This is a genomic window from Parashewanella hymeniacidonis, assembly GCF_016900895.1.
GTDB lineage: Bacteria > Pseudomonadota > Gammaproteobacteria > Enterobacterales > Shewanellaceae > Parashewanella > Parashewanella hymeniacidonis.
In genome coordinates this window covers 1-1279 of record NZ_JAFEUN010000277.1, presented here as the reverse complement: position 1 = coordinate 1279, position 1279 = coordinate 1, and the positions used below count along the sequence as shown (strand labels likewise).

At 39.3% G+C, this 1279-nt stretch carries 1 protein-coding gene; it reads right to left on the bottom strand.

Translation table 11 applies throughout. The features are described 5' to 3' along the window. Nucleotides 1-85: 85 nt before the first annotated feature. On the bottom strand, nt 86-1279 hold a 1194-nt coding region (locus JQC92_RS22315), incomplete at its 5' end, for an IS1634 family transposase (RefSeq protein WP_205001720.1).

The window sequence follows — 1279 nt, the reverse complement described above, 5'->3', positions numbered from 1 at the left end:
AAAATAATAATACATCGTCTGGTATCCTAAATTTTATGCATGACAAGCGGCTTCAACTAAGAAGCTACACTTTCTGTTTTTTTACCTACGCAATGTTGTAAATCTTACAGATTTCCTCACCAAAGATGCGGATAATTTTCTTCTTTTCCTCACAAATCCCGGTAATTTTTGCTCCTAGCCCTTCAACCGTAACAAAATGAATGACATCAAGTTGTTGAAATATCCATCTTAATGTTGGTGTTGCTGTCGGCTTATTGCTTTGATTGAGGATGGTTTCGTTCAAATCCTCAAGTTTCTCCCTAAATTGAAACTGGCCGAGGTTATAAACCATGAGACACAGCGTCATTATCATTTGTAGTGCGTTTATTCGCTCTGGCTTTTTCAAAAAAACATCATCTAAATGGAATTGTGGATCTTTGATTACTCGAAAACCACGCTCTACATCTTGCTGACTTTTATAGCTTTCTAAGAAATCATGGGGTTCTAAATCAAATTGGTTGGTGGCTAATAAGAAACGACCCGCTCTATTTCTATAAGGCTTTTGTTTGTCTGGGCTGGCTACGGCACTGAGGATAATTTGATAGTGGGAAAACTCAGGATAAGCATCTTTTTTAGGTCGCCCTTTGCCTTTGTATTGAGTTACTTCGGTTAAGGTGTAACTTAAGTTGTGATATTTAATTTTCTTGTCTAATTCGCTCACCTTTTTTTCGGCATCAGCCTTACAATACATTTTATCATTGAGGAATTTTTTGCTCGCTCTATCAATGGCAGCAAGCTCTTCTTGGATTTGCTTCTCAAGTGTCTTAAGCTGCGTTTTCGCAGTCTCTTTGGAATACACCATCAGGTTACATTGCACTAAGTCTTTCTCTGAATGTCCGAGCCACACAGCGCGATAGTTTTCATCGATTTCTATCCAGCTAAATTGCTCAGTATCCGCCTCCCGGAAGTGTTTAACGCTTGATATTTGATTTGGAATACGGGTTATCCAATCATAGTGTGCTGTTTTCAACTTATCATTGGTATACAGTGCAGAGTCTGCGACAACCGTTAACTTTGGCGCTGACTTTAGCTGCTCTCGAAATGCTTTTATGTTGGCCAGAGTTTTGTGAAAATTGTTTTTATCTTGACTATTGCCATCAAGTGCTTCGAACCAAATGGGCATTTGCGCTTTACCACTGACGGTAAGCGATAACATGATTTGTTTTAAATCTGGACGATGGTCTTTGGAGTAGCCATACATGGGAAGTGCAGGGAGAGCCTGCTCTGAATCATTACTTGT